Origin of the sequence: Variovorax paradoxus (assembly GCF_024734665.1) — a bacterium.
Classification (GTDB): domain Bacteria; phylum Pseudomonadota; class Gammaproteobacteria; order Burkholderiales; family Burkholderiaceae_C; genus Variovorax.
On sequence record NZ_CP102931.1, the window covers coordinates 535,814 to 561,663 of the forward strand.

A 25,850-nucleotide genomic window follows, 5' to 3' on the forward strand; every position below is an offset into this window, starting at 1 on the left:
CCATGAGCACCAGCACCCTCACCGAACAGGACGAAACCCTCGCGATGCTGCGCGACAGCCTCGCGCGCTACCTCGACGACAACCACGGCTTCGAGCAGCGGCTGTACGCGCTGCGCAAGGCCGACGATGCGCCACCGCCGTTCTGGCAGGGCCTGGCCAGCGAGCTCGACCTGCTGGGCGCGGCGCTGCCCGAGTCGCAGGGCGGTCTGGGCGGTGGCATGGCCGCGCACCTTGCGATGATGGAAACGCTGGGCGGCGCGCTCGCTGCCGAGCCGTACCTGTCGACGATGGTGATCGGCGCGGGCCTGCTGCAGCGCCACCCCGGCGCGCGGGCCGAAGCGCTGCTCAAGCGCATCGTCGCGGGACAGGCCGTGCTCGCCTTCGCGCACGGAGAGCCGCAGAGCCGGCACGACCGCGCCGACGTACAGACCGAGCTCAGCCGCGACGGCAACGACTTCCGCTTGAACGGCCGCAAGGCCGTGGTGCACGCCGCGCCATGGGCCAGCCACCTCATCGTGAGCGCGTGCAGCGGCGCCGGCCTCTCGCTGCTCGTCGTGCCCAGAGACACAGCCGGGGTGCGCCTGCGCGTCTACCCGACGCGCGACGGCGGCCGCGCCGCCGACATCGCCTTCGACGACGTGCGCCTGCCCGCTGAAGCGCTGCTCGGCGCAGAGGGCAGCGCGCTGTCGCAGATCGAACGGGCGCTCGACGAAGCCACGCTCGCCGTCTGCGCCGAGTCCATCGGTGTCATGCGCCGCCTGATGCGCGACACGCTCGACTACGTGCGCCAGCGCAAGCAGTTCGGCGTGGCGATCTCCAGCTTCCAGGTGCTGCAGCACCGCCTGGCCGACATGCACATGGCGCTGGAGCAGGCGGCGGCGCTCACTGCCAGCGTCGGCGAGCACATCGACACAGCCGACGACAAAGAGCGCGCCCGTGCCGTGTCTTCCGCCAAGGTCGCAGCCGCCAAGGCCTGCAAAGCCGTGGGGCAGGGAGCGGTGCAGCTGCACGGCGGCATGGGCATGACGGAGGAGCTGGCGGTCGGCCACTACGTGCGCCGCGCCACGCTCATCGAAGGCCAGTTCGGCCCGCCCGCGTGGCATCTGCGCCGCGTCGCGAAGCTGCGCACCGCCGCAACGTAGATATAGCGAACGGCCCGCATTCGTCGCTTTGGACGATGCAGCCCCGCCGCCCCCGCGCCAAGATGCCTCCACACACAGGAGACAGACCATGGCAGGTCCATTGCAAGGCCTTCGGGTGATCGAGATGGCGGGCATCGGCCCCGGGCCCTTCTGCGCGATGCTGTTCGCCGACATGGGCGCGGAGGTGGTCCGCATCGAGCGCCCCGGCACGCGCACCGCGCCGCACGACATCCTCGCGCGCGGGCGCAGCACGCTGCAGGTCGACCTGCGCGCGGAAGGCGCGGCGCAATCCGTGCTCGATGCCATCGGGAAAGCCGACGTGCTCATCGAGGGCTTTCGCCCCGGCGTGATGGAGCGCCTGGGCCTCGGCCCCGCCGAATGCCATGCGCGCAACCCGCGGCTGGTCTACGGTCGCATGACCGGCTGGGGCCAACACGGCCCGCTCGCGCACGCGGCCGGCCATGACATCAACTACATCGCCATCAGCGGCGCGCTGCACGCCATCGGCCGCGCGGGCGAGCCGCCGGTGCCGCCGCTGAACTACGTGGGCGACTTCGGTGGCGGCGCGATGCTGCTGGCCTTCGGCATCCTCGCCGCACTGCACGAGGCGAAGAACTCCGGTCAGGGCCAGGTGGTCGATGCCGCCATGACCGACGGCGCTGCGCTGCTGTCGGCCATGATGTACGGCTTCAAGTCGGCCGGCCAATGGAGCAACCAGCGCGGCGAGAACATGCTCGACGGCGGCGCGCACTTCTACGACACCTACGCCTGCGCGGACGGCAAGTACGTGGCCGTCGGCGCCATCGAGCCGCAGTTCTATGCGCTCATGCGCGAGCGCTGCGGCATCGCCGACGACCCCGCCTTCGACGCACAGATGGACGCCGACCGCTGGCCGCTGCTCAAGCTGCGCATGGCCGACGTGTTCCGCACCCGCACGCGCGACGAGTGGTGCGTGCTGCTCGAAGGCAGCGACGCCTGCTTCGCGCCCGTGCTCGACTGGGACGAGGCCCCGGAGCATCCGCACAACGTGGCGCGCGGCACCTTCGCCAACGTGGGCGGCGTGGTGCAGCCCGCGCCCGCGCCACGCTTCAGCCGCACCGCGCCCGTGGTGCCGCCGGCCACGGCGCGCGACGACGGCCCCACCATGCTGCGCCGCTGGGGAGTGGCAGCGGATGCCATCGCGCCCCTGTGCGGGGCCTGAAAGAGCCCCTCATGTTCCTCACCCAACCCCTGCTCAAAGGCCGCCGCGAAAACGCCAAAGCCACCGCCGTGGTCTGCGGCAACACGCGCCTGGACTTCGGCTCCTTCACCGACCGCGTCGCGCGCCTGGGCGCCGTGCTGAAGCAGCTCGGCATGGCGCGTGGCGATCGCGTCGGCATGATGAGCCTCAACTCGCACCGCTTCGTCGAATACTTCTTCGGCACCTGGTGGGGCGGCGGCGTCATCAATCCGGTCAACATCCGCTGGAACCCGAAGGAGGTCGCGTACTCGCTCGACGACTGCGACACCCGCATCCTGCTGGTCGACGACCTCTTCGCGCCCATGGTGCCCGCGCTGCGCCAGCTGTCGAAGTCGCTGCGCACCGTGGTGTATTGCGGCGACGGCGCCGTGCCCGATGGCATGGCCGGCTACGAGGCGCTGCTGGCGCAAGCGGAACCCATCGACGACGCGCCGCACAGCGGCGACGAGCTCGCGGCCATCATGTACACGGGCGGCACCACTGGCCAGCCCAAGGGCGTGATGCTCACGCACGGCAGCCTGTGCATCAATGCGCTGGGCACGGTGGCGGCATTGCCGCGCGACACGCACGACGCGGCCGCCATCGTCGCGGCGCCCATGTTCCACGTGGCCGGCTGCGGCGTGGCGTTGCAGAGCCTGTTGCGGCAGATGCCGGTGCACGTAGTGCCGATGTTCGACGAACTGGCCGTGCTGCAGACCTTGCAGTCAGCGCGCATCACCGAGATGTTCCTGGTGCCGACCATGATCAAGCGCGTGATCGAGCATCCGCGTTTCGCCGAGTTCGACCTGTCGAGCCTGCGCCTGCTGTCGTACGGCGCGGCGCCCATCGACGCAGCGCTGCTCGACCAGGCCATGCGCGCCTTTCCGGGCACCGCGTTCGCACAGGTGTACGGCATGACCGAGCTGTCGCCCGTCGTCACCGCGCTGCCGCCGCACTGCCATCAGCCGGGGCCCGACCGCGAGCGCCTGCTGCGCTCGGCGGGTACGCCGATTTCCATTGCCGAAGTGCGCATCGTCGACGGCGAAGACAACGAGCTGCCCCACGGCCAGGTCGGCGAGATCGTCGCGCGCGGCCCCATGGTCATGAAGGGCTACTGGAACAAGCCCGAGCAGACCGAGGCCGCGCTGCGCGGCGGCTGGATGCACACCGGCGACGGCGGCTACATGGACGAGCAGGGCTTCGTGTACGTGGTCGACCGCATGAAGGACATGATCGTGAGCGGCGGCGAGAACGTGTATTCGGCCGAGGTCGAGAACGCCATCGCACAGATGCCGCAGGTGCTGATGTCCGCCGTGATCGGGGTGCCCGACGACAAGTGGGGCGAGCGCGTGCATGCGGTGATCGTGCGGCGCGAAGGCATGGCGCTGGAGGCAGAGGCCGTCATCGCCCATTGCCGCGACCACATTGCCAGCTACAAGTGTCCGCGCAGCGTGGAGTTCCGCGACGCGCTGCCGCTCTCGGCGGCCGGCAAGCTGCAGAAGTTCCAGCTGCGCGAACCCTTCTGGGCCGGCAGGGAGCGCCGCGTCGGCTGAGCGCCCGAAGACAGCAAGACAACAAACCAAGGAAGACAACATGTCCATCGATTTCCGCCGCTCCTGGAGCGACGAAGACCTGGAGCTGTACCGCGACAACGTGGTGCGCTTCGTCGAGACCGAAGTGCTCCCGCACGACGAGGAGGCCCGCAAGCGCGGCCACGTGGGGCACGAGGTGTGGCGCAAGGCCGGCGCCCTCGGCCTTCTGTGCGCCGACATTCCCGAGGAATACGGCGGTGCGGGTGGCGACTTCCGCCACGAGGCCGTGGTCTACGAGGAGATGTCGCGCCGTGCGCTCACCGGCATGGCAACTTCGGTGCACGCCATCGTGGCGCACTACTTCCTCAACCACGGCACCGAGGCGCAGAAGCTCCACTACCTGCCGCGCATGGCGCGCGGCGAACTGATAGGAGCCATCGCCATGACCGAGCCCGGCGCGGGCTCCGACCTGCAGGGCGTGCGCACCCGCGCCGAGAAAACGAAGGACGGGAAGGACGGCGGCTACCTCATCAACGGCTCCAAGACCTTCATCACCAATGGCTACCTCGCCGGCGTGGTGCTGGTGGTGGCCAAGACCGATCCGACGCAGGGCGCGAAGGGCACGTCGATCCTCATCGTCGAGACCGAGGGCTGCCAGGGCTTTCGCGTGGGCCGCGTGCTCGACAAGATCGGCATGAAGGCGCAGGACACCTCCGAGCTGTTCTTCGACGACGTGCGCGTGGGCGCCGATGCTCTGCTGGGCGGCGTGGAAGGGCAGGGCTTCTTCCAGCTCATGAGCGACCTGCCTTACGAGCGCACCATCATCGGCCTGAGCGCGCTGGCCACCATGGAAGGCGCCTACCAGGCCACGCTCGACTACGTGCGCGACCGCAAGGCCTTCGGCAAGCCGATCGCCGAGTTCCAGAACACCAGGTTCAAGCTGGCCGAGATCGCCACGCAGATCAAGGTGGGCCGCGCCTTCATCGACCGCTGCGTGGAAGACCTCGTGGCCGGCAAGCTCGACACCGCCACCGCCTCGATGGCCAAGCTCTGGGGCTCGGAGGCACAGGGCCGCGTGATCGACGAGTGCCTGCAGCTCTTCGGTGGCTACGGCTTCATGAGCGAGTACATGGTGGCGCGCATGTATGCCGACGCCCGGGTGCAGCGCATCTACGGCGGCACCAACGAGATCATGAAGGAAGTGATCGCCAGGGCGCTGTGAGCCCTGGCGTGTTCAGTCACGACAGCCGCCGGATCTCCGCCCGTGCAATCTCGCGGTGGGGGTACGACGGCGAGAGGCCGATGAACTGCGTGTACTTCTCGCGCGCCGCGTCGGTGTGGCCGGCGTCTTCCAGCTCCAGCGCTTCCAGCGTGAACTGGGTGAAGAGCCGGTTGGCATCGTTCTCGCGCGCCGACGCGGCCAGCGACTTGGGCTGCAGTTCGGGCTGCGCGGCGTAGATCTGCCGCTGCACTTCGATCACCTCGATCAGCGCGCGGCCGATGCGCTGGATGTTCTCGTCCACGGGGTCGAGGCCGGTGGCCCGCACATCCGCTGCGGCCTGGTCCAGCAGATGCGAGGCCACGCGCAGCAACTGGTGGAGCTGCTTGTGCGTCGTCATGGGTGGGCCGCTCCGCGCACGCAGCAGCTTTCGGGCTTCGCCGCTTCGGCGAAGCCGGTTTCGTGCAGAGCCTTCATCCGTTGTTCCGCTTGGCGCTGGATGCCGCCGCCCGTGCGCGCGGCTTGCGCTGCGAGGCTGGCTGGGCCGCAGCTTCTTCTTCGGCGCGCAGCTTCTCGGCGAGCTGACTTGTCCGCTCGGCGATGGCCAGGCTCTTGGCCATTTCGGCGCCGTGCACCTTCACCGAAAACGCCTTGCTCACGCTGCCCTTGCCTGTGCTGTAGGTAATGGCCAGCCAGTAGCCGGGATGGCTGGGGTTGGGCGTCTTGAAGTGCACGCCGCTCACGCCGCTGGTGTTGTTGCGCCGGGTGATCTCGGATTTGGAGCGCTTTGCCGTGCGCGGCCCGGGCGGATGGGCCGACAGCCCCATGCGGATCGCCTCCTCGGCCGGGTGTATGCGCGCCAGGCCCGTCATGCGCTTGAGCTGCTGCGCGCGCTCCTGGATCGCCAGCGCCTGCGCGTCGTCGCCCAGGTCCGCGACGGAGAAGTCGGTGCGAAGAATTTCGTCGGGCGCGATGTAGGTCTTGGCCATCCACGCCCGCACACGGCCGCCCGGCGCGAGATGGTGGAACACGCCCGTCACGCCGGTGCTGTTGTTGGTGCGGTGTTTTTCGGCCCGCTCGCGGCGCGCCTGCGGCGGCACGCTGCGCACGATGAAGTCGCGCCAGTCCTGCGCGTGGAGCAGGGCCTGTTCCGCGCCGCCATAGCTGGCCTTGCCGAACAGCCTGTGATGGCGAACGCCGTTGCGAACGATGGAAACTTCGAAACCCCAGGACCTGGAGTAGATGCCGTACATGGCTGCCGGGTTGGGGATACCTTTGGGCATTCTCGACGTGATGCTGCTACTTTTGCGCTCAGTTTTACTGAGTCTGATGGGCTCCCCGATCTGCTCGTCGCTCATCGGCGCGCGCATTTCGCAGCTATTTTGGCCGAAGCGCCATGACGATTCCGCGGAAGCGGTCATGCCCGGGACAAAGCGGGGGATAGCGCCGGGAACAGCACCGGGGATAGGGCGTGCATTTTCACCGGCCCTCGCGCGAACGAGGCCGGTCCCGAGGGGCTGCACTCTCACTGCTGCGGCCTCGCCTCGGCGGCGGCCTGGGCGGTCTGCCGGGTCTCCTGCCGGAAGGGAATGACGAGCAAGTCGGCGGTGGAGGTTTTCGGCATCAGCTTCTGCTCGAGCTGGCGCTCGCGCTCCTCGATGGCCAGCAGCTTGGCCTTCTCGGGCCCGTGCTCCTTGATGGAGAAGGCCTTGCTCACGCTGCCCTTGCCCGCGGTGTAGGTAATGGCGAGCCAGTAGCCCGGGTGGCCCGGGTTGGGCGCCTTGAAATGCACGCCGCTCACGCCGCTGGAATTGGTGCTGCGCCTGATCTCGGACTTCGAGCGCTTGGGCGCCAGCAGTTCGGAGTGGCTGGCCGGCGGGCTCTTGCGGATCGTTTCCTCGGCCGGATGCAGCTTTGCCAGCCCCGCCATGCGCTCCAGCTGTCGCTCGCGCTCCTCGATGGCCAGCGCCTGAGCGGCCTCGCCCACCAGGTTCACGGGAAAGTCGGTGCGCAGGATCTCGTCCTGCCCGATGTAGGTCTTGGCAACCCAGGCGCGCACCCTGCCGCCCGAGGCGACCTGGCAGAAGACGCCGGACACGCCGGTGGTGTTGTTGATCCGCAGCTTCTCGGCCCGGGTGCGCCGCGGCACCGGCGGCACGCTGCGCACCACGCCGTCGCGCCAGTTCTGTGCCTGCAGCAGCGCCTGCTCCTCGCCGCCGTAGCTGGCGCGGCCGAACTGCTTGTAGTAGCGCGTGCCATTGCGCACGATCGACACCTCGAAGCCCCAGGCACGAGGGTAGATGCCATACATGGCGGCGGGGTTGGGAATACCTTTGGGCATGGTGGCTTCGGCTTGCGTCGCTCTCTGTTGCTTGCGGTACCGCAGCGTTCGGAAGGCGCGGTTCCTGAGAGGGATGCTAGGGATTGCGAGGCGGCCGGGGTATCACCGGAATCCGTAGTAATCGTGACTGCCGAAGTCACGCCTGAAGAACAAAGTTCTACATCGAGAGCCGGGCAGGCCGCTACCTGATCACCCCGAGCCTGCGCGCGATCGCCACCGCCTGCGTCCGGCTCTTCGCGTCCAGCTTCATGTTGATGTTGCGCAGGTGCGTGCGCACCGTGCTGTCCGACACGAACAGCTTCTCCGCCATCGCGTTGTTCGAGTAGCCCTCGGCCAGCAACTGCAGCACGCGGATTTCCTTGCGCGTCAGCGGCTCCTTCATGGCGTTGTCGCCGGTCGGCGCCTCCGCTTCGCCTGCTACCGCCGGTCCCACGGCTTGCAGCAGCCGCTGCAGATGGTCCGCCAGGATCGGGTCGTTGGTGCTGCTGCTGCGCGCGCCTTCATGCTGCGCCGCCGCATACCGATGCACCAGCATTCCCACGGCCGGCCCTTCGTCGAGGATCAGCCGCATGAACCCTTCCTGGCTTGCCGTCTGCAGCACTTCGCCGAATTCATCGACGGCGGCGGTCACGTCGCCGACACGCTGCAGCGCCAGCGCGCGCAGCACCTTGAGCTTGAGCACGCGCCGGTTGCGGGCCGAGGCCAGCGCGGCGTGCAGCTCCGCGTCGAGCACGCCCAGCGCCGCGCGCGCATCGCCGAAGGTGATCTCCCAGCGTGCCTTCGCCAGCGCGAGGTAGTCGAGGTCGTGCGCGGGCAGGCGCTGCCGCTGCTCGCGTTCCCACAGCGCGGGGTCGTCGGCGCGCAGCAGCTCGTCGTGCGAGGCGGGCCCGTTGCCCTGCAGCAGCAGCATGCGCGAGCGCTCCAGCTTGGCGCCCGCCACCACGCGCGGCAACTGCCGGTGGTGGCCCAGGTATTCGAGCTCGGTCAGGGCCTGGAAGGCCGCGTCGATGTCGCCCGCATGGAAGGCGAGGCGCGAGCGCATCACATGGCTCAGGATCATGTGGTCGGGCAGGCCCACGTCGCGCGCCAGCGGCAGGTACACGTTCAGCAGGTGCTCGGCCTGCACGAGCTGGTTGGTTTCGTACACGGCGCCTGCGTACAGCACGCCGGCCCATGCATTGCCGTGGCTGTGGTTGTAGGACACCGCATGCGTCGAATCGACCGCCATGCGCAGCCGCGCGGTGGCCTGCCGCAGCCGGCCTTCGTGCAGGTCGAACAGGCCCGCCAGCGACTCGGTGTACATGCGGTTGAAGGTGCTGTTGCCCTGCTCGCGCCGAGCCACGTCGAGCAGGCGCCGCGCTTCCTGCTGGTCGCCGCGCACGGCCAGGATGTGGGACATGGCGTTGAGCAGCACGCTGTCGGCAAAGGCCAGGCCGGTGGGCAGGCGCGCCAGGCTCGGGCGGCCGGCTTCGTAGGCCTCGTCGTGCCGGTCCTGCATGGCCAGCAGCAGGGGCACCAGCGTGTGGGCGCTGGCGCGCACTTCGGCAATGGGGCTGTCGAGGCAGCCCGATTGCTCGAGCTGCCGCATCGCATCCCATGGGCCATGGGTGAAGCAGGTGGCCCAGAGCGAGATGGGCTGCAGGAACGGGTGTTCGCGCAGCTGATGCTCGGGTATGGCCGAGAACCAGCGCGCCAGCATGCGCATGCGGCCCTGTTCGAGGAACTGCGTCGCGTAGCTGTCGAGCAGGGTCAGCGCATACGGGTGGTCGCCGCCTTCGATGGCATGGTCGATGGCAGGCACGGGGCGGTCATGCGCTTCGTACCAGCCCGCCGCCGCCAGGTGCAGGCGCTCCAGCTCGCCGGGTTGCTCGCGCGCCAGTTGCGCGCGCAGGAAGTCGGCAAACAGGCTGTGATAGCGCCATGCATCGCCGTCGCCGCTCACGGGCGTGACGAACAGGTTCGACGCGGCCAGCCGTTCGAGGATGGCCGCGCAGTCCACGCGCGGGCACAGCGCCTGGCACACCGACGCGTCGAGCTGCCGCAGGATGCTGGTGCGCAGCAGAAAGTCGCGTATCTCCTGCGGCTGGTGCGCGAGCACGTCTTCGGCCAGGTAGTCGGCCACGGCGCGGTCTGAGCCTGAAAAGCGTTCGACAAAACCGCTCGTGGTGCCATGCCGCTCCAGCGCCATCGACGCGAGCCAGATCGCGGCCACCCAGCCTTCGGTCTTGCGGTGCAGCTGCGACAGCATGTCGGCCGGCAACGCCTGGGTTGCCTGCACTTGGCGCAGGCTGAAGAAGGCGCTGGTTTCTTCGAGGCTGAAGCGCAGGCGGTCGGTGTCGATCTCCATCAGCTGGCCGCGCGCGCGCAGGCGCCCCAGGCCCAGGTCGGGCAGGCTGCGCGAGCCGATCACGATCTGCCCGCGTCGCGGCAGGTGCTCGATGATTTCGCGCACCAGCCCCAGCACGGCCGGCTCCTGCACTCTTTCGAAATCGTCGAGAAACAGCGTGAAAGGCGAGTCGTGCGCGGCCAGCGCGGCCACAGCATCGAAGGGCGCATTGGCGAGCGGCTCTTCCACACCCAGGCGCTGCACGGCCTCGGCCAGGCAGGCGAGAAAACGCGATACGTCGTTGTCGGCACGGTCCAGCGTGAGCCACGCGGTGGCAATGCCCTGCGCCTCCATGCGCTCGCGAATCTGCGCCATGGCTGTCGTCTTGCCGAAGCCGGCCGGCGCCCGCACGAGCACCAGCTTCACGGCTGCCGAGGCGATCTCCTCGCTGATAGCGGTGCGCAGCACCTGCGTGGCGACGAAGGCCGGGGGGTTGAGCTTGGTTTCGAGAATCCGGGGTGTGGGGGACTGCATGCGGTGCTGCTGAAATCCCGTCGTTTCCGACGATGTGTGCGGCTGATTCTGCTTCCTAAACTGGCTGTGGACAAACCCGTCAAGACACCTCAAGGACACCAGCAGATGCAACTCGATTCCAGCATTGCAGCCGTCGTCACCGGCGGCGCCTCGGGGCTCGGCGCCGCCACCGCGCGCCGCCTTGCCAGCCACGGCGTGAAAGTCGCGCTGTTCGATCTCAACGCCGAGCAGGGCGAAGCCTTGGCCAAAGAACTGGGCGGGGTCTTCTGCAAGGTCGACGTCACCTCCGAAGAGCAGGTCGACGCGGCCTTCGCCAAGGCACGCGCGGCGCACGGCCAGGAGCGCGTGCTCGTCAACTGCGCCGGCACCGGCAACGCGGTGAAGACCGCAAGCCGCGACAAGGCCACGGGCGAGATCAAGCACTTTCCGCTCGCGAATTTCGACCGCATCATCCAGATCAACCTGGTCGGCACTTTCCGCTGCATCGCCAAGTCGGCGGCCGGCATGCTCACGCTCGACATGCTGCAGGACGGCGAGCGCGGCGCCATCGTCAACACCGCCTCGGTGGCGGCGCAGGACGGCCAGATGGGCCAGGCCGCCTACACCGCGTCGAAGGCCGGCATCGTCGGCATGACGCTGCCGATTGCGCGCGACCTCATGAGCGAGGGCATCCGCGTGAACACCATCCTGCCGGGCATCTTCGACACGCCGCTGCTGCAGGGCGCGCCCGACAACGTGAAGGCCGCGCTGGCGGCGTCGGTGCCATTCCCCAAGCGGCTGGGCAACCCGGCGGAATACGCGACGCTGGCGGAGCTGATGATCACCAACGGGTATTTCAACGGCGAAAGCGTGAGGCTCGACGGCGCCATCCGCATGGCGCCGCGCTGAGCGGTTCGACCCTCCGCACTCTCGCGCTCGGACATACCTCTTATGGGGGATGTGCAGGTGCGCACCTTCCGATTGAATTCGCAGCCAGAGGCAGCATGGCCGGCCGACGCATCGGCCGCACCAGGTGCCACTGGAGGGGAATTCGATGAGCGCTATCGACGAAGAGGTGGCCAGGCGCCGTGCCGCACTGGGAGATCCTGCCTTGACAGGTTCGACCCAAAAGTGGGGGCTTGCGCTTTCGGGTGGTGGCATCCGCAGCGCAACCTTCTGCCTCGGCGTCTTCAGCGCGCTCGCGCGGCGAGGGGCGTTGCTGCGCTTCGACCTGATGTCTTCGGTGTCGGGCGGCGGCTATGCCGCCTCCATGCTCGGGCGGCTCTTCAGCCGGGCGCGCAATCGCGCGGATCTCGATCGCATCCAGGACGAAGTCGGCAAGGCAGGGTCGAGCTGGTTCATCTGGTGGCTGCGCGCCAACGGTCGCTACCTGATTCCGCGCGGGCCGCTCGACCGCACCTTCGCGGTGGCGCTGTACCTGCGCAACCTGCTCGGCGTGCACGTGGAGCTGGGCCTGGTGTCCGTGCTGGCGGGGCTCGCGCTTGCAGCGCTGAATCTGGTGGTCTGGTGGGGCATGGCGGAAGTGGGGTACCTGCCCGGCATCGCGGGCTACTTCCAGTGGCTGGCCGAGTGGCTGCCGTCGTGGACGCCGGTGGTCTGGCTGGCGCTGCCGGTGGTCGGGGTGTTCGTGCTGGTCCATGCGTCGGCATATTGGGCCGTGCCGTGGGTGGCGGCCACGCGCCAGCAAGGCGGCGTCTGGAGGATCTGCCTGGGCGTGCTTGTCGCGAGTGCCCTGCTGCTTGGGCTGGGCCTGACATTCGGAGATATCCGCAGCGAGACCGGCGACGATCTCAGGAACTTTCTCTGGAGCGGTTTCGGCGTGCTGATCGCCGTCTGGTTCTTTGCCGTGCGTCTGGCGGATGGCGTGTTGACGGAGTCCGAGGACCGCGGCACCCACCAGCCGCAGCCCGACAAGGCGCGGAACCTCCTGACGAACAAGCTCGCCTTCAGTTTTCGCGTGCTGATCGTCGTGCTGGCGGTCGGGCTGGCCGATCGGCTCGCATGGCACGTGGCGTTCCAGCAGATCGGGCTGGCGAGCGCGGGCATTTATCTCGCGATGGCAGCGGCAGTGTTGCGTGTGGTGCTGCCGCTGGCGTCGAACCTGGTGCCGGGGCGGTCGACGTCGAAGGCCCTCATGGCCATTGCGCATCTGCTGGGCTATTTGCTGGCCTTCCTGCTGTTCGCGTGGTGGGTGTCGCTGGTGTACAAGGCCGTGCTCGGCGGGCTGTTCGTGCCGCGCCAGGACCTGGCTTTTTCCGATGCATGGCGCATCTGGGGGCTGCTGCTGGTGCCAGTGGTGAGCTATCTCTGGTGCACGGGCAAGACGCCGGCGTTCCTGAACCTCTCGTCGCTGCATGCCTTCTATCGGGCACGGCTGATCCGCAGCTATCTGGGTGCGGCCAACGCGCAGCGTTTCGGCCAGCCTTCGGCGCAGGGCGCGTACGGGGTTCTGGGGGCGTTGGACTCTGTGCCGGCCGTGTTCCCGCCAAACCTGGACACCGCCTCGGTCAACACCATCGTTGCGGACGATGACGCCGATCTTGCGCACTACAAGCCGCAGGCCTCAGGAGGACCGGTCCACCTGCTCAATGTGTGCCTCAACCAGACCAAGGACCCGAGGGGGCAGCTCTTCAACCAGGACCGCCGCGGCCTGTCGTTGACCGTGGCATCGGGCGGCCTCATGCGAGTGGGGCAGGAAGAGTGGAAGGAGCTGAAAGGCAGCGACACGCCGATGACGCTCGGCAGCTGGATGGCCGTGTCGGGTGCCGCCGTGGCACCGGGCCTGGGCAAGCTCACGCGCGGCGGCGTGGCTGCGCTGCTCGTGTTCGCGGGCGTGCGGCTGGGCTACTGGTGGCGCCAGCCGGAGAAAGACAAGAAGCATTGGTCGGATTTCCTGACCAAGTCGTGGGGCCTGATGCGCGAGACGCTGGCGATTTTCGAGGGCAAGGAAGGCCGCGACTGGTTCATGACCGATGGCGGGCATTTCGAGAACACCGGCGCCTACGCGTTGCTCTCGGAGCGCGCGGAAGTCATCGTCGTGGTGGATTGCGGAGCCGACCCCGACTACACCTTCGGCGATGTCGAAAACCTGGTGCGCAAGGCGCGCATCGACTTGCAGGCCGACATCGAGTTCCTGCGGCCCCGGCGGGCACTGCCGGGCGAGGTTCCGCGAGGGCTGGCGTCGGAGCCCTCGGGCTTCTACGGTGCGCTGCACGCATTCGGCTCGCTGCAGGAGCTGGCCTCGAACGCGAGCAATGCCTGCCTGGCGGTGGCCCGGATCAACTACGCCGACAGGGACGGAGTTGTGGAGGTCGGGCCGAAGCTGACGCGGGAGCGCGGAATCCTGCTGATCGTCAAGCCGAACATGTGCAAGGGCCTGCCCATCGATCTTCAGAACTTCAAGCGGGCAGCGCCAACCTTTCCCCAGGAAACGACCGCCGACCAGTTCTTCTCGGAAGCGCAATGGGAGAGCTACTTCCGGCTCGGGCAGGTCCTGGCGCAAGACCTGAGCCCGGCATTCATCGAAGCTCTGCGCGCGGACTGCGTCAAGAACGAACCGGCGCATTTCGTGCCGGACGACTGCTCGGTGGCCCTGTCGGGCGCTGCGCTGAACGGCGACGAAAAAACGGCGCGCGGACGCATCATCGGCAGCGTGGGCGCCACGGCGGTGGGCGCGTCGATCGGGCTGGGCGCGGCGGCGACGCTGGGTGTGTCCGCGTGGCAGGCGATCGACAGCGTGAAGGTGGGGAGTGCCAGCCGCGTGGACAGGGAGCGCAAGGCGCTCGATGAACTGAGCGATCTCTGGAGCAAGCTGCCCGTGGCTCTTCCTGCGAATGCCAGGCCCATGCAGGTCGCTCCCCAGCTCGAGGCGCTGGCCAGCGAACTTCTCAAGACCGCGGACACGCTGTGCCCGGCCGGCGAGGTGGACTGGTTCAAGCGCTCCGAGCTGGCCAAGCGCATCTACGCAGACACCCTCGCCGAGTGCAGCAAGGTGGTGCCTTATGTCTTTTCTCGCGCTTGCAAGGGGCTTGTGGAGGCGGAGCATCCGGAGGCGCAGAGCGGGCTTGCCGCCTGCCTCAAACAGGGGCCGGACAAGGTCGCCAAGGAGCCGCTGCCGCGCTATTGGGGCTATGACTATTCGGCCGCGGCGCCGCTCGATGGCATGCACCTTTGCAGTTCTTTCCGTGCCGAATTGCTTGTGGCCCGTAATCACTATCTGACGGATTACGGAGAGGCTGGCGATCAGAGCGCTTCGCCGTCCGGGAAGGATGCAGGAGCGTCGAAATCGGACGGTCTTGGTGAGCGTCGCGCATGTCCCACGGTAGAGACGAAGCCAGCCGGGGCTCCGCCGGCGGTGGGTGCTCCTCCCGTGAATGCGCCGGTTCCGGCGCCGCCGCCCGCGCCGGCGGCTTCCGCGCCCGCCCCGGCTGTACCTGCCGCATCGCCGCCTTCCGCCGCGCCACCTCCCGCCGCGCCGCTTGCACCGGCTGCTGCCGTGACGGCGCGAGCCACCTCGGCACCTGCGGCGACGTCTGGCAGCGAGGGCCCGAAGAGTGAAATCTGCAAGGGCGTGCAGGTCTACATCCAGATTTACGACGGCAGCCAGAGAGACGCCGCACGCACCTATCGTGAGGGTTGGCAGGGCATGGGCGCCAGCGTGCCTCCGATCGAGAACGTCACGGAGTCGGCGCGCAAGAACAACCTCCCGCCGCCGAGGCAGGTGAGCCAACCCACGGTGCGCTATCACGACAAGGCATCGATCGGTTGCGCCTACGCGCTGCGCCGCGATGCCAATTGGTCTGTGGAGCCGCTGTCCCCCCGACTCAAGCCGAGCAACCGCACCGTCGAGGTCTGGATTCCGACCTCGGCGTCACTCTCCGCGAAGTAGGGGACGCAAAGCGGGAGTCCAAAATCGTCCGTTCCGACGACGCTGCGCCGCGGCACGGCGCCAACAATTCTCCAAACCCCAGACCCAGCCGGAGAATTCCCCATGCCCGAAGCATTCATCGTCGCCGCCGCACGCACCGCCGGAGGCCGCCGCAACGGCCGCCTTGCCGGCTGGCACCCGGCCGACCTCGCCGCGCAGGTGCTCAACGCCCTGGTGGAGCGCACTGACGCCGACCCCGCGCTGGTCGAGGACGTCATCATGGGCTGCGTCGACCAGGCCGGCGAGCAGTCTTCCAACATCGCGCGCAACGCGGTGCTGGCGTCGAAGCTGCCCGAATCGGTGCCGGCCACTTCGGTCGACCGCCAGTGCGGCTCGTCGCAGCAGGCGCTGCACTTCGCGGCGCAGGCCGTGATGTCGGGCAGCATGGACATCGTCATCGCCGCCGGTGTGGAAAGCATGACGCGCGTGCCGATGGGCATGCCCAGTACGCTGCCGCTGAAGAATGGCCTGGGCTTCTACGTGAGCCCGCTCATGGCACAACGCTATCCCGACATCCAGTTCAGCCAGTTCACCGGCGCCGAGATGATCGCCAGGAACTACGGCATCGAGAAGGACGAGCTCGACCGCTACGCATTCGAAAGCCACAAGCGCGCCATTGCCGCCACCCAGGCCGGCCTCTTCGAGCGCGAGATCGTGCCGATTGCGGTGCGCATGGCCGACGGCACCGAGCCCGGCGAGCTGCACACCACCGACGAGGGCATCCGCTACGACGCCACGCTGGAGAGCATCGCGGCCGTCAAGCTCATTGCCGAAGGTGGGCGCTGCACCGCCGCCACCGCCAGCCAGATCTGCGACGGCGCGAGCGGCCTGCTGGTGGTGAACGAGCGCGGCCTGAAGACGCTGGGCGTGAAGCCGCTCGCGCGCATCCACCACATGAGCGTGATGGGCCACGACCCGGTGATCATGCTGGAGGCACCGCTGCCCGCCACGCAGCGCGCGCTGAAGAAGGCGGGCATGAAGATCGAGGACATCGACCTGTACGAAGTCAACGAGGCCTTCGCACCGGTGCCGCTGGCCTGGCTGCAGGCACTGGGCGCCGACCCGGCCCGGCTGAACGTGAACGGCGGCGCGATCGCGCTGGGTCATCCGCTTGGCGCCTCGGGCACCAAGCTGATGACCACGCTGGTCCACGCGCTCGGCCAGCGCGGCAAGCGCTACGGCCTGCAGACCATGTGCGAAGGCGGCGGCATGGCCAACGTGACCATCGTCGAGCGGCTCTGAGCGCGGCGCGCCCGCGCTGCGGGGCGCCCGGATCGGCGATGCCAACATAATCGGGCCCCATGGGCGCCCTGCCAGCCATCCTCGACCCCCGCTCCGTCATCATTCTTGCGGGGCTCATGGGCGTGGTGATGGCGCTCGTGATGTTCTTCATGCGGCGCAGCTACCCGGCCACCATCCAGGGGCTGGACGAGTGGTCCCGGGCGCCGCTCATGGCGTTCGTGAGCACCATGCTGTTTGCGGCGCGCGGCTTCTTTCCGGACTTCCTCACGATCGTCGTCGCCAACTTCGTGCTGTACCAGGCCTGCATCCTGTACTACGCGGGCAGCCAGAAATTCCTGCTCGGGCGGCGCGACACCCGGGGCTGGACGGTGCTGAACGGCTGCCTGGCGCTGGCCATGTTCTGGTTCAGCAGCGTGAAGCCCGACTTCGAGACCCGCCTGCTGCTCATTACCCTGGCGGTGTCGGCGCTGTTTTTCTTCCACGCCCAGCTGTACATGCGCCACGAGGGCGGGGTGTTCGGCAAGCGGCTGATGATCGGGCTGCTGCTGGCGCAGGCGCTGGTGGCCGGCCTGCGCTTCGTGTCGGTAGTGGCGGGGCTGGCTGGCAGCAGCCTGATGGACGGCACATGGATCCAGGCGCTCTACATCAGCATGTACTCGTTCACCGTGCTGCTGCTGTCCATCGCCGTCATCCTCATGGCCACCGACCGGGTGCACACCGAGTTCGAATACCTGGCCACGCGCGACCCGCTCACCGGTGCGCTCAACCGTCGTGCGGTGCTGGATGCATGCGGCGCCGTGTTTACCTCGGGCCGCCGGCGCATGGCGCTGCTGATGGTGGACCTTGACCACTTCAAGGACATCAACGACCGCTTCGGCCACCAGATGGGCGACGCGGTGCTGCGCGAGGCGGTCGGCCGCATGCAGCGCGCCATCGGCGACAAGGGCCTGCTCGGGCGCTACGGCGGCGAAGAATTCGTGGTGCTGCTGCCCGATGTGGGCAAGACCGAGGCGATGGAGATCGCCGCGCGCCTCAAGCAGAACATCGACGAACCGTTCCCGGCCGATTCGCCGATGGCCGCCGTCGGCTCGATGGCGGTGAGCATCGGCGTGGCGGCCAGCGAGAGCGGTACAGGCAGCACTGGCGTCGACGATGTGCTGGCGCTGGCCGATGCGGCGCTGTATCGCGCGAAGGCGATGGGGCGGGATCAGGTGATTGCGGCTGCCTGAGGGTCGTTGTCACCGCCGGACCGCACCGCTCGCCAGCACGATCCCCGGCACCACCAGCGCCAGGGCCAGAAGCACCGCGCCGGTGATCGGTTCGTTCATCCAGACCGCCGCGCCCAGTGTGGTCAGCACCGGCACCAGCGCCGCCGACAGCGACGCGCGCGGCGCGCCGAGCCGCGCGACGGCCACCATGTAGACCACCAGCCCAAGCACTCCCGCGACCACGCCTTGCGTCGTGGCTTGCAGCGCGATATCGGGCCATGGCGCGCTGAGCAGCTGCGGTGCACCGACGATCAGCAGCACAGGCAAAAGCGTCAGCGCCGACCACCCGTTCACGAACGCCGCGCCTTGCCACGGCGTGAGCCCGCAGTGCGCGAACGCGAGCGAGTGCACGGCCCACAACATGGCCGCCGCAAGGAAGAGCAGATCACCGCGCCAGTCGAGCGAGCCGCCGCGAAAGCTCCCCGCAGCGAACAGCGCCATGCCGATGGCAATGCAGGCCAGCCCAACAAGCCTGAGGCCCTCGACCTTCTGCCCCTTGTGAAGCCACGCGCCAATGGCTGTGAAGAGCGGCAGGCTGCCTGCCATGAAGATGCCCATGTGGCTCGCGGGCGCCCATTGCGCGCCGGCCAGCACCAGCAGTCCGAAGGGCAGGCCGCCGCCGATGACTAGCAGCGCGAGCACCAGCCGCGAAGCCTTCGGCGCGATGCGCTTGCTGCCGAACCACAGCGGCGCGAGCAGCAGTGCGGGGATGCCGTAGCGCATCAGCGCCAGTTCCATCGGCCCGAGCGTGGTGGTCACGCCGTGGCGCGAAACGAGTTGCCAGGCGCTGCCGATGAAGGCTGCGGCCAGCGCGGCGAGCAGGCCGGCGGAAAGATTGCGATCCATCATCGCGGCGAGTCTCGCGATCGCGCCGCGCGGCGGCTATCAAATTCGTGCGCTGCCGGCGAGCACGCGGCGGGCTTCGCCCAGCGTCACGCCCACTTCGCGGCGGAACACCGCGCCCAGGTGGCTCTGGCTGCAATAGCCGAGGTCGTGCGCGATGCCCGCGAGGTCGCTGTCGCCATCGACGAGCCGCTCCATGGCTACTGCGAGCCGCAGATGCTGGCGGTACTGATGAAGGCTCAGGCCAGTCTGCTGCCGGAAGCTGCGTGCCAGATGGAATGGCGAGCGCGAGACTGCGTCGGCCACTTCGCGCATCGGGAGCTTCGCCTCCCGGTCGGCGGTTTCCGCGAGCAGCCGCTTCGCGCGAATGACCGCACCCGTCAGCGGCAGTTGCCGGCGCGACATGCCGAGTTCATCGACCAGTGAAGCGATGGCATCGGCACCGGCATCGCCCGCACGCAGTTGCCGCTGCGCCGCGTGAACCCGGTACAGCGACCGTGGTGAAAGCAGGCAGAACACCGGCGCCGCATCTGCGCGAGACGGCCGATGCCGACTGACGACCATGCTGTGTCGGGCTGCATGCACCACCGGCCGCAGTTGATAGACCATGGCGTCGCAGAACTGCATGGCGGTGAGCCCGTCGACCAGCCAGGTGCCGTTGCCCGTGCGCACATCTAGCACCGTGCGGCCCACCGGGAAGATGATGCGCCGCGATTCCAGCGTGTAGGGGATGCTCCAGTCAGGCCCTTGCTGCGCGTGGGAGCGCACGTGCTCGACCGTGAACTCGTGTCCGGTGTAGAGGAGGGTGCGTTCCTGTGGCATGACTGGATGGCCGTCGACTACTTTTCGCCCCAGCGCCAGCGCGGTGGCTCGCCCTTGATCCAGCAGACGGCGACGAGCGCGATGGTCAGCCCCATGAGGGCCGCGAAAAACAGCAGGGGTTCCCGTTCGGGGCGGATGGACAACACAGCCGTCACCACCAGCAGGCCGTACACGGCCATCACCGCCCAGCCTTGCCAGCAGTTGGGCAGGCCCCAGCCCCAGCCGTAGCGCTTGGCGGGAAACCAGTAGGGCTGCTTTTGCATCACGTCTCCTTGTCGATTTGCCGGATTCTGTCCGCTCTGCCTGAAGAGATGCTGAGCTTCAGCCTCACGCAAACGGATAAGGCCCTTGCATCTTCCCGATGTGGCTCACATGGCTCACCATGCCGTGCACCTCGTCCCACAGATGCAGCATGCAGCCGGGCCGGCCCATGTAGGAGGCCGGCGCCGCATCGGCGGCCAGCTGCAGCGCGATCTCGGTCGTGCTGCTCGGGCATGAACACACGACCGTGCCCGCCCAGCGCCGCAGCATGGTGCGGTGCACGTGGCCGCACAGCACCAGCTCGATGTTGGGGGCGCCGCGCACGATGGCCTCGAGCGGCGCCGTGTCCATGTAGCGGTACGTATCCATGTAGGGAATGCCGCTCACGAAGGGCGGGTGATGCAGCATCAGCAGCGTCGGCTTGATGCGGTCGGCTTCGAGCGTGCGCCGCAGCCACTCCAATCCTTGCGCATCGATGCCGCCATGGTGAAGGCCGGGAATGCACGAGTCCAGCGCCACGATACGCACCGCGTGGTCGTCGATGCAGTAGTGCAGCGCGCCTTCGGCCGGCAGGTACGCGTGGTCCGCGAAGGCCGCACGAAAGTTCTCGCGGTGGTCGTGGTTGCCGGGAATCACGAGGTACGGAATCGTCAGCTTCGCGAGCAGGTGCCGCACCTGTGCGTATTCCTCGGGCCGGCCGTCGTCGACAAGGTCACCGGTCAGCAGCACCAGGTCGGGCTTGCGGTCGAGCGCGTGCAGGTGGTCGATGGCTTCCTCGAACATTCGGTTCGAATCGGCCACGCCCTGGTAGAGCTGGCCGGCGGGGCGGACGTGGGGGTCGGAGATCTGTGCGATGAGCATGCCGCATCATCAAGCACGATCCGTTCCCTCCGGTGGATTCAGATGCCGACGAACTCGGCCACGTCGGCCAGCGGCGCGCGCTCGGTCACCAGCGCATCGAGCGGTCGGCTGCGGTCGGCATAGCCGATGGACATGCCCGTGAACAGCATGCGCTCGGGCGGCAGGGCGATGAACTGGCCGATGGTCTGCGGGTAGATCGCCCAGCACTCCTGCGGGCAGCTGTCGAGCCCTTCTCCGCGCAGCAGCAGCATCACGTTCTGCAGCATCATCCCCAGGTCGGACCACTGTGGCGGGCCCATGCGGCGGTCGACGCTGCAGAACAGCGCGAGCGGCGCGCCGAAGAACTGGTAGTTGCGCGCAAACCATTCGCGGCGCGCGGCCTTGTCTTCGCGGGGAATGCCCAGGCGCGCATACATCGCCTCGCCCACGGCGAAGCGGCGGTCGCGGTATGGCGCGACAAGCTCGCGCGGGTAGATGTCGTACTCGCTGCCTTCGCCGGTGGGCGCCTCCTGCACGCGCGTGCGCATGATCGCCTTGAGCTCGGCGAGTTTTTCTCCACCCACCACATGCAGGTGCCACGGCTGCAGGTTTCCGCCCGAAGGCGCGCGCAGCGCCTGCTCGACGACGCGGCGGATGACATCGCCGGGCACCGGCGTGTCGAGAAAGTCGCGCACCGAGCGGCGGGTGGCGATGGCGTCCTGAACGTTCATGCAAAAGTCCTCTTGAAGGGCCATGCTAGGGGCAACCCTCGAACGACCTCAATCGTCCGTTCCGACGATGCGGCGCCGAGTGGCGGCTGCCTAGCATCGCCCCAGCGTACAGGAGACAAAACATGTTCGGATTGATGCAAGACCGCCCGCTGCTGATCTCGTCGCTCATCGACCACGCGGCCACCTTCCACCCGCATGCCGAAGTCGTGGGTCGCACGGTGGAGGGGCCGGTGCATCGCACCAACTACGCGGAGATACAGCGCCGCGCCAAGCAGGTGGCCAACGCGCTGAAGACGCTGGGCATCGAACCCGGCGACCGCGTGGGCACGCTCGCGTGGAACACGTACCGCCACCTGGCGCTGTACTTCGGCGTGTCGGGTTCGGGTGCGGTGCTGCACACGGTGAACCCGCGGCTATTTCCGGAGCAGATCGACTACATCGTCAACCACGCCGAAGACGAGGTGCTGTTCTTCGATGCCAACTTCGCTCCGCTGGTCGAGAAGCTCGCCCCCGGCCTGAAGTCGGTGCGCGCCTTCATCGCGATGACCGACCGTGCCCACATGCCCACCATCGACGTGCCCAACCTGCTGTGCTACGACGAGCTCATCGGCGCGCAGAGCGAGACCTACGCCTGGCCCGAGTTCGACGAACGCACCGCCTCGTCGCTTTGCTACACATCGGGCACCACCGGTAATCCGAAGGGCGTGCTGTATTCGCATCGCTCCACGGTGCTGCACTCGCTGATGGAATGCGCGCCCGACACCTTCGGCGTCAACTCGCAGATGACGCTGCTGCTCGCGGTGCCCATGTTCCACGCCAACGCATGGGGCATGCCGTATGCGGCCGCGATGACCGGCATGAAGCTCGTCATGCCCGGCCCGCACATGGACGGCCAGAGCCTGTACGAGCTGATGCGCGACGAGAAGGTCGGCTTCTCGCAGGCCGTGCCGACCATCTGGCTCATGCTGTTCCAGTACTTCGACGCGCACCCCGAAATCGACACGCGCGCCATTGGCCTGAAGCGCATCGGCGTGGGTGGTGCGGCCACGCCGCGCAGCATGATCGAACGCTTCGAGCGCGACTTCGGCGCCGACTTCGTGCAGGGCTGGGGCATGACCGAAACCAGCCCCATCGGCGTGATCGGCAACCTGCTGCCCAAGCACCTGTCGATGCCGAAGGAAGAGCAGATGCGCGTGAAGATGCGCCAGGGCCGCGGCGTGTGGGGCGTGGAGCTGAAGATCGTCGGCGAGGACGGCCAGCGCCTGCCGCACGACGGCAAGGCCTTCGGCCATCTGCACGTGCGCGGCCCGTGGATTGCGAGCGGCTACTTCAAGAGCGAGGGCGGCCCGGTGCTCGACGCCGAGGGCTTCTTCCCGACAGGCGACGTCGCCAATATCGACGAAGACGGCTACGTGCAACTGGTCGACCGCGCGAAGGACGTCATCAAATCGGGCGGCGAATGGATTTCTTCCATCGACCTGGAGAACGCCGCGAGCATGCACCCGGCAGTGGCCGAAGCGGCGGTGATCGGCATCGCGCATCCGAAGTGGCAGGAGCGTCCGCTGCTCATCGTGGTGAAGCGTGCGGGTGTCGAAGTCACGCGCGAGGAACTGCTCACTTTCCTTGCACAGCGCGTCGTGAAGTGGTGGCTACCGGAAGACGTGGTCTTCGTCGACACGCTGCCGCATACAGCCACCGGCAAGCTGCTGAAGACCAAGCTGCGCGAGCAGTTCAAAGGTTACGTTGCGACGACATCTGTTTGACGGTTTGATGACTTGTTAGATTTTTCTGTGGACAACTCTGTGAGTTGTGGGTGGAGGCGCAGAGGCGAAGCGAGGATTGGCGTGGCTTCCCACCACGTTGCCTGTTGAATAGGCAGCCCGTCGATGGGGGAGGCCGAAAGGCATAGGGTGGGTGCGTATGTATACAAACAGGAGGGGCGATCGGCGTCGACTCCCTCCTATAACTGGACACCGCGAAACTAGCTGGTGCCCCGCGCCAGCTGAGCCCGCCCGAACGGCGTGATGCGCCGGATCACCGCCAGCTCCTGTGGCTCGCGGCTCTCCTTCCACGCCAGCACCGGGCTGATCGCCGCATCGACGAACCCGGCCTGCTTCAGCGCCTCGATGCAGTTGATCTCCTGCGCGTCGTCCACGCGAAGCGGGAATGTCGAACGCTCGATCATGCGCAGGTAGTGCAGCGGTTCGATGCCCATGCGTGCCGGCTTCGGTGGGGCGTCGGTGTTGCTGGCGCTGCGACCGCGCAGGTTGTCGATCTCGGCGTGCCCCTCGTCGGTGATGCAGACCACCAGCGCCGCCTGCGCCAGCCTGTAGCTGCCCCCGGTGTCGAAAGCAGGGTCGATGGCGGCCTCGATCAGGCCGGTTGCTTTCAGGACGGAAACGCGTCGCACGTCCTGCGCGTCCGTCACGTGCATCGGCAGGCGAGCGTGTTCCAACTGAAGAAGGTAACTGAGCGGCACCGAAGATCCCCTGTCTACGTTTTCCCCGGCCCTCAAAGCCGCGTCATGCCGTCCAGCCAAAGCAGGGGCGGCAAGAACGCCCCCCGACTTCCTGGACAACTCATGCGCCTCGGACCAATCCAGCCCGCGAGGGTGTTGGTCGAGAAGGGTGTGAATTGTGAATATTTGTCAACAATTCTTGTAGGACGGCCGGTCGAGCGCCATCACCGAAACAGGGTATTTCCTCTGGCCGGGTTCTGGGGGTTCAGAGAAAGCAGTCGACGCGCTTGCTCAGTGCTTGTGACCGCCGTGTCCCGCGGGCTGCGCAGAGGCATTGAGCGCCCGCACTGGCGCTTTCACTTCGACGGATTCACGCTTGCCGTCCTTGCCTTCGAACACCAGCGTGAGCGGCACGGTGTCGCCTTCCTTCACCTGCTGCTTGAGGTCAAGCAGCATCACGTGATAGCCACCGGGCTTGAGCTCGACGTTCTTGCCCGCGGGCAGGTCGAGCGCGGGGACCTGGCGCATGCGCATCACGTTGTCCTGCATGGCCATTTCGTGCACCTCGACGACGGGCGTGACGGGCGAGCTTGCCGAGACCAGTTTGGTGTCTTTCGCGGCGCTGAGCTGCATGAATGCGCCGGTGGCCTTCTGTTGCGGCACGGTGGCGCGCACCCAGGCGTCCTTGACGGTGACCTGGGCGTGGGCGTGTGCGGCGAGCAATGCGGCGGTGGCGATGAGGAGGGTGCGTGCGATGGGGTTTTTCATGAATGAAATCTCCTGGAGTTGAAGTGATGGAAGTCAGGCGGATGCGGTCTGAAGGATCTGGCGAAGGTCTTGCGCGCATTCTTCCGCGCTCTGTTCGTGGCGCAGCACGAGGCGGATCTTTCCCTTCGGGTCGAACACGTAGCTGAAGGCCGAGTGGTCCATGGTGTACGAGGAGCCCGTGGGCACTTTCTTGTAGAACACCTTGAAGTCTTTCGCGGTCTCGCTGGTTCGCTGCATGTCGCCATAGAGGCCGATGAAGCTGGCGTCGAAGGCCTGCGTGTAGGCCTTGAGCACGACAGGCAGATCACGCTCGGGGTCGACGGTGACGAAGATCACCTGCAGGCGCTCGCCGTCCGCGCCGAGCAGTCGCTTGATTTCTGCCGCGCGCACGAGTGCTGTGGGGCACACGTCGGGGCACTGGGTGAAGCCGAAGAACATCATCACGGCCTTGCCTTTGAAGTCGGCCAGCGTGCGTTCATGGCCGTCCGCGTCGGTCAGGCGGAAGTCCTGCGCGTATCTGGCGCCGGTGATGTCGACGCCGTTGAAGCTGGCGGGCAGCACCTTGTCGCAGGCTGCGAGGGTCGTGAGTGCGGCGAGGCTGCCGACGGACAGCAGCAGGAAGCGCCTTGTTGGATGGGGTGTGTGGATCATTGAAAAAGCTCTCTTCGGCACAGGTGCGGGTGCCGATGGATTCATTGCAGGAACACACGCGATGGGCGAGCCTCGACCGAGGCGGCAGCATCACGCGCGCAAGAACTGAAGAAGCGTCAGGAGAGCGAAGGAGGCCCGCGCGCCGGCAAGGGCGCCGCAGTGACCGCGGCGATGTGCGCGGACGGAATCGGCTGGACTGCGCGAGCCAGCGGCATGAGCGCGGGCAGCTCGACGATGGGTGTTGTCGCGGGCGGGGCTCCGTTGAGCACGCACAGCGGGCAGTCCATGTGGCCCGCGCCCATCTCTTGCGCGCCGTCGTCGGTGTGCACGATGGCTTTCACCGAGCCGGCGTTCGAGCAGACCAGTTCCACGGTCTGCGGATGCACGACTGGCGAGGCGATGGCCGCGCCGAGCGACAGCGCGAACCACAGCAGCACCCAGCGGATCAGGTCCACGCCCGGACACCGCAGGCCCGCTCGGGCGGCGGGCGGGTTCGGTGTGGCGAGGGAAGGCGCGAGCATCGGCGCGGATTATCGGTCAGCATGCTCGGTAAAGAAAAAATCCTTGTAAGTCATTGACTCACAAGGCTTTTTCGTTTTGTTGGTGGCTCTTCACGGACTCGAACCGCGGACCTGTGGATTATGATTCCATCGCTCTAACCGACTGAGCTAAAGAGCCGTCAGTGCTGATTTGCACCGAGCCCAAAATTATAGCCCAGGCTGAGGG

At 67.5% G+C, this 25,850-nt stretch carries 22 protein-coding genes and 1 tRNA gene; 9 read left to right on the top strand and 14 right to left on the bottom strand.

All coding sequences use genetic code 11. The features are described 5' to 3' along the window. Positions 1 to 2: 2 nt before the first annotated feature. The 4 genes from NWF24_RS02525 to NWF24_RS02540 all read left to right on the top strand — a co-directional run bounded on the left by NWF24_RS02525 (position 3) and on the right by NWF24_RS02540 (position 5,115). Positions 3 to 1,142 carry an acyl-CoA dehydrogenase family protein gene (locus NWF24_RS02525; RefSeq protein ID WP_258352848.1) on the top strand — a complete coding sequence of 380 codons (1,140 nt, stop codon included), beginning with the start codon at positions 3 to 5 and terminating at the stop codon, positions 1,140 to 1,142. An 88-nt stretch (positions 1,143 to 1,230) separates the two neighbouring features. Further along, positions 1,231 to 2,343 carry a CaiB/BaiF CoA transferase family protein gene (locus NWF24_RS02530; RefSeq protein ID WP_258352849.1) on the top strand — a complete coding sequence of 371 codons (1,113 nt, stop codon included), beginning with the start codon at positions 1,231 to 1,233 and terminating at the stop codon, positions 2,341 to 2,343. An 11-nt stretch (positions 2,344 to 2,354) separates the two neighbouring features. Beyond that, complete coding sequence (locus NWF24_RS02535; RefSeq protein ID WP_258352850.1) at positions 2,355 to 3,914, top strand: long-chain-fatty-acid--CoA ligase; 1,560 nt, start codon at positions 2,355 to 2,357, stop codon at positions 3,912 to 3,914. A gap of 40 nt (positions 3,915 to 3,954) precedes the next feature. Next, positions 3,955 to 5,115, top strand: a complete 1,161-nt coding sequence (locus NWF24_RS02540; protein ID WP_258352851.1) for an acyl-CoA dehydrogenase family protein — start codon at positions 3,955 to 3,957, stop codon at positions 5,113 to 5,115. 16 nt (positions 5,116 to 5,131) lie between these two features. On the opposite strand, the gene NWF24_RS02545 is transcribed toward NWF24_RS02540, so the two are convergent. The 4 genes from NWF24_RS02545 to NWF24_RS02560 form a co-directional block, all read right to left on the bottom strand. Next, entirely contained in the window at positions 5,132 to 5,512 is a 381-nt protein-coding gene (locus tag NWF24_RS02545; RefSeq protein ID WP_093056673.1) for a hypothetical protein, read from the bottom strand. A 73-nt stretch (positions 5,513 to 5,585) separates the two neighbouring features. Then, complete coding sequence (locus NWF24_RS02550; RefSeq protein ID WP_258352852.1) at positions 5,586 to 6,395, bottom strand: AP2 domain-containing protein; 810 nt, start codon at positions 6,393 to 6,395, stop codon at positions 5,586 to 5,588. A gap of 242 nt (positions 6,396 to 6,637) precedes the next feature. After that, the gene (locus NWF24_RS02555; RefSeq protein WP_258352853.1) at positions 6,638 to 7,453 is read right to left on the bottom strand and encodes an AP2 domain-containing protein; all 816 of its coding nucleotides are present in this window, start codon (positions 7,451 to 7,453) and stop codon (positions 6,638 to 6,640) included. A 181-nt stretch (positions 7,454 to 7,634) separates the two neighbouring features. Then, on the bottom strand, positions 7,635 to 10,313 hold the full coding sequence (locus NWF24_RS02560; RefSeq protein WP_258352854.1) for a LuxR C-terminal-related transcriptional regulator: 2,679 nt from the start codon (positions 10,311 to 10,313) through the stop codon (positions 7,635 to 7,637). A 105-nt stretch (positions 10,314 to 10,418) separates the two neighbouring features. Between NWF24_RS02560 and NWF24_RS02565 the strand changes: the two genes are divergently transcribed. The 4 genes from NWF24_RS02565 (at position 10,419) to NWF24_RS02580 (ending at position 17,711) form a co-directional block, all read left to right on the top strand. Next, complete coding sequence (locus tag NWF24_RS02565; protein ID WP_093056669.1) at positions 10,419 to 11,201, top strand: SDR family NAD(P)-dependent oxidoreductase; 783 nt, start codon at positions 10,419 to 10,421, stop codon at positions 11,199 to 11,201. Positions 11,202 to 11,403: 202 nt separating this feature from the next. Further along, entirely contained in the window at positions 11,404 to 15,201 is a 3,798-nt protein-coding gene (locus NWF24_RS02570; protein ID WP_258352855.1) for a patatin-like phospholipase family protein, read from the top strand. Positions 15,202 to 15,303: 102 nt separating this feature from the next. Further along, positions 15,304 to 16,482, top strand: a complete 1,179-nt coding sequence (locus tag NWF24_RS02575) for an acetyl-CoA C-acetyltransferase (RefSeq protein WP_258352856.1) — start codon at positions 15,304 to 15,306, stop codon at positions 16,480 to 16,482. Positions 16,483 to 16,541: 59 nt separating this feature from the next. Further along, on the top strand, positions 16,542 to 17,711 hold the full coding sequence (locus NWF24_RS02580) for a GGDEF domain-containing protein (RefSeq protein WP_258352857.1): 1,170 nt from the start codon (positions 16,542 to 16,544) through the stop codon (positions 17,709 to 17,711). Between the two features lie 9 nt (positions 17,712 to 17,720). On the opposite strand, the gene NWF24_RS02585 is transcribed toward NWF24_RS02580, so the two are convergent. The 5 genes from NWF24_RS02585 to NWF24_RS02605 all read right to left on the bottom strand — a co-directional run bounded on the left by NWF24_RS02585 (position 17,721) and on the right by NWF24_RS02605 (position 21,247). Beyond that, on the bottom strand, positions 17,721 to 18,599 hold the full coding sequence (locus NWF24_RS02585; RefSeq protein ID WP_258352858.1) for a DMT family transporter: 879 nt from the start codon (positions 18,597 to 18,599) through the stop codon (positions 17,721 to 17,723). A gap of 36 nt (positions 18,600 to 18,635) precedes the next feature. Further along, complete coding sequence (locus tag NWF24_RS02590) at positions 18,636 to 19,415, bottom strand: helix-turn-helix domain-containing protein (RefSeq protein ID WP_258352859.1); 780 nt, start codon at positions 19,413 to 19,415, stop codon at positions 18,636 to 18,638. Between the two features lie 17 nt (positions 19,416 to 19,432). Continuing rightward, entirely contained in the window at positions 19,433 to 19,678 is a 246-nt protein-coding gene (locus NWF24_RS02595; RefSeq protein ID WP_097197945.1) for a hypothetical protein, read from the bottom strand. A gap of 64 nt (positions 19,679 to 19,742) precedes the next feature. Continuing rightward, complete coding sequence (locus tag NWF24_RS02600) at positions 19,743 to 20,537, bottom strand: phosphodiesterase (RefSeq protein ID WP_258352860.1); 795 nt, start codon at positions 20,535 to 20,537, stop codon at positions 19,743 to 19,745. Between the two features lie 38 nt (positions 20,538 to 20,575). After that, the gene (locus NWF24_RS02605) at positions 20,576 to 21,247 is read right to left on the bottom strand and encodes a nitroreductase (protein WP_258352861.1); all 672 of its coding nucleotides are present in this window, start codon (positions 21,245 to 21,247) and stop codon (positions 20,576 to 20,578) included. Positions 21,248 to 21,369: 122 nt separating this feature from the next. On the opposite strand from NWF24_RS02605, the gene NWF24_RS02610 reads away from it, so the two are divergent. Beyond that, entirely contained in the window at positions 21,370 to 23,010 is a 1,641-nt protein-coding gene (locus NWF24_RS02610; RefSeq protein WP_258352862.1) for a 3-(methylthio)propionyl-CoA ligase, read from the top strand. A gap of 218 nt (positions 23,011 to 23,228) precedes the next feature. Here NWF24_RS02610 and NWF24_RS02615 read toward each other — a convergent pair whose 3' ends face one another. The 5 genes from NWF24_RS02615 to NWF24_RS02635 form a co-directional block, all read right to left on the bottom strand. Continuing rightward, positions 23,229 to 23,702, bottom strand: a complete 474-nt coding sequence (locus tag NWF24_RS02615) for a hypothetical protein (RefSeq protein ID WP_258352863.1) — start codon at positions 23,700 to 23,702, stop codon at positions 23,229 to 23,231. 294 nt (positions 23,703 to 23,996) lie between these two features. Continuing rightward, complete coding sequence (locus NWF24_RS02620; protein ID WP_258352864.1) at positions 23,997 to 24,473, bottom strand: copper chaperone PCu(A)C; 477 nt, start codon at positions 24,471 to 24,473, stop codon at positions 23,997 to 23,999. A gap of 33 nt (positions 24,474 to 24,506) precedes the next feature. After that, positions 24,507 to 25,124, bottom strand: a complete 618-nt coding sequence (locus NWF24_RS02625) for an SCO family protein (RefSeq protein ID WP_258352865.1) — start codon at positions 25,122 to 25,124, stop codon at positions 24,507 to 24,509. Positions 25,125 to 25,240: 116 nt separating this feature from the next. Next, positions 25,241 to 25,645 (bottom strand): DUF2946 family protein, encoded by a 405-nt coding sequence (locus NWF24_RS02630; protein WP_258352866.1) that lies wholly within the window; start codon positions 25,643 to 25,645, stop codon positions 25,241 to 25,243. A gap of 80 nt (positions 25,646 to 25,725) precedes the next feature. Beyond that, a tRNA-Met gene (locus NWF24_RS02635) sits at positions 25,726 to 25,802 on the bottom strand. Between the last annotated feature and the right edge of the window lie 48 nt (positions 25,803 to 25,850).

Coding starts and splice junctions, on each gene's coding strand:
- NWF24_RS02550 (WP_258352852.1), bottom strand. CDS start 6,395: ATGCCCAAAGGTATCCCCAACCCGGCAGCCATGTACGGCATCTACTCC.
- NWF24_RS02580 (WP_258352857.1), top strand. CDS start 16,542: ATGGGCGCCCTGCCAGCCATCCTCGACCCCCGCTCCGTCATCATTCTT.
- NWF24_RS02565 (WP_093056669.1), top strand. CDS start 10,419: ATGCAACTCGATTCCAGCATTGCAGCCGTCGTCACCGGCGGCGCCTCG.
- NWF24_RS02560 (WP_258352854.1), bottom strand. CDS start 10,313: ATGCAGTCCCCCACACCCCGGATTCTCGAAACCAAGCTCAACCCCCCG.
- NWF24_RS02555 (WP_258352853.1), bottom strand. CDS start 7,453: ATGCCCAAAGGTATTCCCAACCCCGCCGCCATGTATGGCATCTACCCT.
- NWF24_RS02590 (WP_258352859.1), bottom strand. CDS start 19,415: ATGCCACAGGAACGCACCCTCCTCTACACCGGACACGAGTTCACGGTC.
- NWF24_RS02610 (WP_258352862.1), top strand. CDS start 21,370: ATGTTCGGATTGATGCAAGACCGCCCGCTGCTGATCTCGTCGCTCATC.
- NWF24_RS02625 (WP_258352865.1), bottom strand. CDS start 25,124: ATGATCCACACACCCCATCCAACAAGGCGCTTCCTGCTGCTGTCCGTC.
- NWF24_RS02620 (WP_258352864.1), bottom strand. CDS start 24,473: ATGAAAAACCCCATCGCACGCACCCTCCTCATCGCCACCGCCGCATTG.
- NWF24_RS02530 (WP_258352849.1), top strand. CDS start 1,231: ATGGCAGGTCCATTGCAAGGCCTTCGGGTGATCGAGATGGCGGGCATC.
- NWF24_RS02595 (WP_097197945.1), bottom strand. CDS start 19,678: ATGCAAAAGCAGCCCTACTGGTTTCCCGCCAAGCGCTACGGCTGGGGC.
- NWF24_RS02630 (WP_258352866.1), bottom strand. CDS start 25,645: ATGCTCGCGCCTTCCCTCGCCACACCGAACCCGCCCGCCGCCCGAGCG.
- NWF24_RS02535 (WP_258352850.1), top strand. CDS start 2,355: ATGTTCCTCACCCAACCCCTGCTCAAAGGCCGCCGCGAAAACGCCAAA.
- NWF24_RS02545 (WP_093056673.1), bottom strand. CDS start 5,512: ATGACGACGCACAAGCAGCTCCACCAGTTGCTGCGCGTGGCCTCGCAT.
- NWF24_RS02525 (WP_258352848.1), top strand. CDS start 3: ATGAGCACCAGCACCCTCACCGAACAGGACGAAACCCTCGCGATGCTG.
- NWF24_RS02540 (WP_258352851.1), top strand. CDS start 3,955: ATGTCCATCGATTTCCGCCGCTCCTGGAGCGACGAAGACCTGGAGCTG.
- NWF24_RS02605 (WP_258352861.1), bottom strand. CDS start 21,247: ATGAACGTTCAGGACGCCATCGCCACCCGCCGCTCGGTGCGCGACTTT.
- NWF24_RS02600 (WP_258352860.1), bottom strand. CDS start 20,537: ATGCTCATCGCACAGATCTCCGACCCCCACGTCCGCCCCGCCGGCCAG.
- NWF24_RS02575 (WP_258352856.1), top strand. CDS start 15,304: ATGCCCGAAGCATTCATCGTCGCCGCCGCACGCACCGCCGGAGGCCGC.
- NWF24_RS02585 (WP_258352858.1), bottom strand. CDS start 18,599: ATGATGGATCGCAATCTTTCCGCCGGCCTGCTCGCCGCGCTGGCCGCA.